Origin of the sequence: Candidatus Thiosymbion oneisti (assembly GCF_900092655.1) — a bacterium.
In the GTDB taxonomy this organism is placed as follows: domain Bacteria; phylum Pseudomonadota; class Gammaproteobacteria; order Chromatiales; family Chromatiaceae; genus Thiosymbion; species Thiosymbion oneisti.
The window spans coordinates 1-3,577 of sequence record NZ_FLUY01001744.1 but is presented as its reverse complement, the minus strand read 5'-3'; the positions used below and the strand labels follow the sequence as shown (position 1 = coordinate 3,577).

6 protein-coding genes are annotated in these 3,577 nt (G+C 53.6%); 3 read left to right on the top strand and 3 right to left on the bottom strand.

Features of this window, described 5'->3' with window-relative positions:
• Window positions 1–421: 421 nt before the first annotated feature.
• Entirely contained in the window at window positions 422–1,552 is a 1,131-nt protein-coding gene (locus tag BQ17_RS18455; RefSeq protein WP_089729633.1) for a transposase, read from the bottom strand.
• A 242-nt stretch (window positions 1,553–1,794) separates the two neighbouring features.
• Here BQ17_RS18455 and BQ17_RS18450 point away from each other — a divergent pair, with 242 nt between their 5' ends.
• A complete protein-coding gene (locus tag BQ17_RS18450; protein WP_089729635.1) occupies window positions 1,795–2,046 on the top strand; it encodes a type II toxin-antitoxin system Phd/YefM family antitoxin in 252 nt (83 codons plus the stop codon).
• Complete coding sequence (locus tag BQ17_RS18445) at window positions 2,043–2,303, top strand: Txe/YoeB family addiction module toxin (protein WP_089729632.1); 261 nt, start codon at window positions 2,043–2,045, stop codon at window positions 2,301–2,303. The genes BQ17_RS18450 and BQ17_RS18445 overlap by 4 nt, the downstream gene beginning before the upstream one ends.
• Window positions 2,304–2,330: 27 nt before the next feature.
• Here BQ17_RS18445 and BQ17_RS24825 read toward each other — a convergent pair whose 3' ends face one another.
• The gene (locus BQ17_RS24825) at window positions 2,331–2,558 is read right to left on the bottom strand and encodes a transposase (RefSeq protein WP_424945072.1); all 228 of its coding nucleotides are present in this window, start codon (window positions 2,556–2,558) and stop codon (window positions 2,331–2,333) included.
• Between the two features lie 60 nt (window positions 2,559–2,618).
• Here BQ17_RS24825 and BQ17_RS18435 point away from each other — a divergent pair, with 60 nt between their 5' ends.
• Complete coding sequence (locus tag BQ17_RS18435) at window positions 2,619–3,041, top strand: helix-turn-helix domain-containing protein (RefSeq protein WP_089729630.1); 423 nt, start codon at window positions 2,619–2,621, stop codon at window positions 3,039–3,041.
• A 45-nt stretch (window positions 3,042–3,086) separates the two neighbouring features.
• Here BQ17_RS18435 and BQ17_RS18430 read toward each other — a convergent pair whose 3' ends face one another.
• The gene (locus tag BQ17_RS18430; RefSeq protein WP_089729628.1) at window positions 3,087–3,350 is read right to left on the bottom strand and encodes an RnfH family protein; all 264 of its coding nucleotides are present in this window, start codon (window positions 3,348–3,350) and stop codon (window positions 3,087–3,089) included.
• Window positions 3,351–3,577 lie beyond the last annotated feature (227 nt).

Below are 3,577 nucleotides of genomic sequence, written 5' to 3'. Positions count from 1 at the left end.
GTTGCCGGTCCAAATGGTCATCAGTCAGGCTGAGTTTTCTCGTTCCCAGGCGCTGCGTGGGAACCAGAGACCGGGAGTGGGGCTTTTGCGACACCCTCCCACCGAGAGAGTGTCGCAAAAGTCCCTCTCCCGGCCAGGAGAGGTGTTGGGGAGAGGGGATCAAAACAGGAAATCCCTCCCCTTTGGAGGGTGTTGTAAAAGGGTAGGGCGGGAAAACATAGCGCATCTTTGTTAATCATCTCGATTTGTTGCCTGCTCCATTGAAAACATAACGGCATGGCTAGCCGGTCCAATACCGCGCGTGCTGATGACTTGAGCCAAGCTCCTGAGCTCAATGCGCGGCACTGGGTCGGGCTGAGCCATTTGTTAGCCGACGGTTTTCATTGTCTTACGACGAACGCTCCGCTAGCCACCCTTCCAACTAAGCTTGGTTCAGTCGGGGAACTTGAATGGACGCGCCGGCTGAACCACACAAGGCGCGTGCAGCCTGGATACCACGCAGATATTTGGTCTGGCGCCGGGCACAGAGATTCACGAGTGATGCCGGTGCGCCGACTGCCGTTCCAAACGCCTTGAGAAGACGCTCGGAATAGCCGACAAACCGCTCCCCGTCGATACCCAGCCGGACGAGAATCTTGGGCTCTCGTGCCTCAATGTATCCAGGCTTATCCGCGCGTAACGCCCGGCCTGTCCAATCGACCAGCTCCAGGTAATCCTCGAAGGCAAAGGGTACCGCCCAAGGGGTCTGCGCCGTGGCATCGAAGGGCATCAGTGGGGCCGGGGGTAAGACCTGCGTCTCGGCCTCCGGTCGTAACCGCTCCCCATTGAGTGTTGCGAGTGTTGTGTTGGGATCTGAATCTTTAACGGTTACGGTCTTCTGCGAGCCAGCTTCGGATGTGACCTCCTTCGGTACCCCGCCGACGCGCTCCTGAATCGAGGTATAGTCCGAAGCCTCCGGCGTCTCGGCCAGCCCCGCTCGTACCGGATTCAGATCCACATAAGCCATCGCCGCCAGCAGTGCTTTCTCGTCAAGCAACGCTTGGCTCTTGAAGCGACCCTCCCAGAAACGCCCCTTCACCCCATCCTCGGCATTAGCCCGGCGGGCAATGTGCTCGTTGAGCGTGCGCATGAACCAGGACAAATCGTGCAATCGGGCTCGATAGACCGCGGCCAACGATTCGACCTCGGCGAGCTCCGCTTGGCTCATCTCTGCCCGTGACGCCGAGAGATAACGGGTCACCAACAGTGGCCCGGTGAAGAGCGCCGTCCAGCGCCGCAGCACCTCCTCGATCGACCACCCCAAGGCCCGTTCCTGGTCGATCCGCACCACCATGTGATAGTGGTTGCTCATCACCGCATAGGCAGCTACATCAATGGCGAATAAGCCAGCAAGCTGCTGAATACGCTCGACAATCCAGCCACGTCGATGGTCGAAATTCAGGCCTGAGAACGGATCCTCGCCACACAAGAAGGCACGCCGCACACAGCGGCATACACAGTGATACCAAGGAGTGTCCTCAAGGGAGACGAGGACTGAGCGGGGAGCGGTCATGATCGGACTCCTGGTTGAGAATATCGAGTTGAGGGTGCTAGCTCAGTGGGAAAATTGGGTCAAACAAAATGGGTGTCCTTTTCTTCTTTAAAAATGTACAAAATGGGTGTCCTTTTCTTCTCCTCTGTTTTCTTCTTGGTGCTTTCTTTTTCTTTAAAAATGTGTCCGAGTTGACGGTCTTGTTGTGTGCTGCTACATTTCCTGTACAATATCGCGTACCCATTGATGCAAGAGAGGTTACTATGGATACCATAAGTTACACCGCAGCACGCGCTAACCTAGCGAAAACTATGGAAAAAGTGTGCAATGACCACGATCCCGTGATTATCACTCGAAAGAGAGAATCCCCTGTCGTGATGGTTTCTTTAAAAGACTTCCAGGCTATGGAAGAAACTGCATACTTACTCCGGTCTCCTGCAAATGCTCGCCATTTGCTAGAGTCGATTGCGGAGCTTGAGGCAGGGAAGGGTACTGAGCATGAGTTAATAGAATGAAACTCACTTTTTCCAGTAAAGCTTGGGAGAACTACCTGTACTGGCAAAAAACCGATAAAGCCATACTTAAACGGATTAATGCCCTGATTAAGGATATTCAGCGTGAGCCTTTTGAAGGCATTGGTAAGCCTGAACCTTTAAAGCATGGTTTGTCGGGCTATTGGTCTCGACGCATTAATGATGAACATAGGCTTGTATATAAAGTTTTAAATGACCACATTTTTATCGCCCAGCTTCGCTATCACTACGAGTATTAATGCACATTAACGGCTTGGCTCAGGCGCCTAATACCGTGGGGCACTGAGCTTGAAAGTTGATGAGGAGCTGGATTGCGGCATCGGTTCGCCTGCAGGCGAATGATCTGTGAAAAACGATCCATCAATTGAGCCTGGCCCCTTTCCTGTTAGGTACTTTCCCTTGAGATACTGGACTGCCCTCGACACCGACAGCTGCGGAGGGATTCCGATCAGCATGTGAACATGGTCGCGATTAATTGATCCTGCATAGATCACCTTTTTCGGAACGCACAAGCAATACGACGATATTGATGCACAAACGATCTGAGGTGATCTATGGAAATTCGTCCTATCAAGTCCAAAGCTGATTATCAGGCCACGCTCAAGGAAATTGAATCGCTCATGTCTGCTGAAGCTGACACGCCTCAAGGTGATCGTTTGGACGTCTTGGTTACGCTGGTTGAAGCCTATGAGCGGATTCATTATCCGGTTGCCTTTCCAGACCCCGTTGAAGCCATCAAATTTCGCATGGAACAGCAAGGCCTTACCGTTGATGATCTCGTGCCGGTCATCGGTCGAAAAAACCGCGTATACGAAATTCTGACCCGCAAGCGTCCGCTGACCCTCCGAATGATCGAGAGGCTGCATGAGACCTTCTCAATCCCGGCAGAAAGTTTGTTGAAACACAGTTCTCAGAGTAAGGGCATGCCACATAAATTTGGGAAATATCGCCTAACAAAAAATACAGCTGACACTTGAAGGTGATCGGAAGGGCCAGCAGTGGAACCAAATTCAGTGTGACGATTATTCCGAATCCCGCCGCTCCACGGTCTCCGGGTCGGCCGTGATCGGGCGATAGATCTCGATCCGGTCGCCTTCCGCGACCTTGGTGGTCAGCTTGGAGAGCTTGCCGAAGATGCCGACGCGCTGGGTGTCCAGGTCGATCTGAGGAAACCGGGTCAATAATCCGGAGTGCTCGATGGCTTGTTGCACGGTGCTGCCGTCGGGGACCTCCAGCTTCAACCACACTTTTTCAAACTTGTCGGCGTAGGCGACACCCACGTTCATCGTTGTAACTCCAGTTCGTAGGCTGGGTTGAGGAACGAAACCCAGCTTTGCTGGCTCCCACGCTCCAGCGTGGGAGCGAATCCCGACGCTCCAGCGTCGACAAGCAGCTAGTACCCAGTTTCGACCGCTGTTGCAAGTTCATAGTATCTTCTGGCTCACACGCTTGGCTCACATGCTCCAGTGTGTGGAGTAGGGGGTGTTGACAGTCCGAAGGTCCGCGCAGCGGA

Coding starts and splice junctions, on each gene's coding strand:
- BQ17_RS18455 (WP_089729633.1), bottom strand. CDS start 1,552: ATGACCGCTCCCCGCTCAGTCCTCGTCTCCCTTGAGGACACTCCTTGG.
- BQ17_RS18445 (WP_089729632.1), top strand. CDS start 2,043: ATGAAACTCACTTTTTCCAGTAAAGCTTGGGAGAACTACCTGTACTGG.
- BQ17_RS18435 (WP_089729630.1), top strand. CDS start 2,619: ATGGAAATTCGTCCTATCAAGTCCAAAGCTGATTATCAGGCCACGCTC.
- BQ17_RS18430 (WP_089729628.1), bottom strand. CDS start 3,350: ATGAACGTGGGTGTCGCCTACGCCGACAAGTTTGAAAAAGTGTGGTTG.
- BQ17_RS18450 (WP_089729635.1), top strand. CDS start 1,795: ATGGATACCATAAGTTACACCGCAGCACGCGCTAACCTAGCGAAAACT.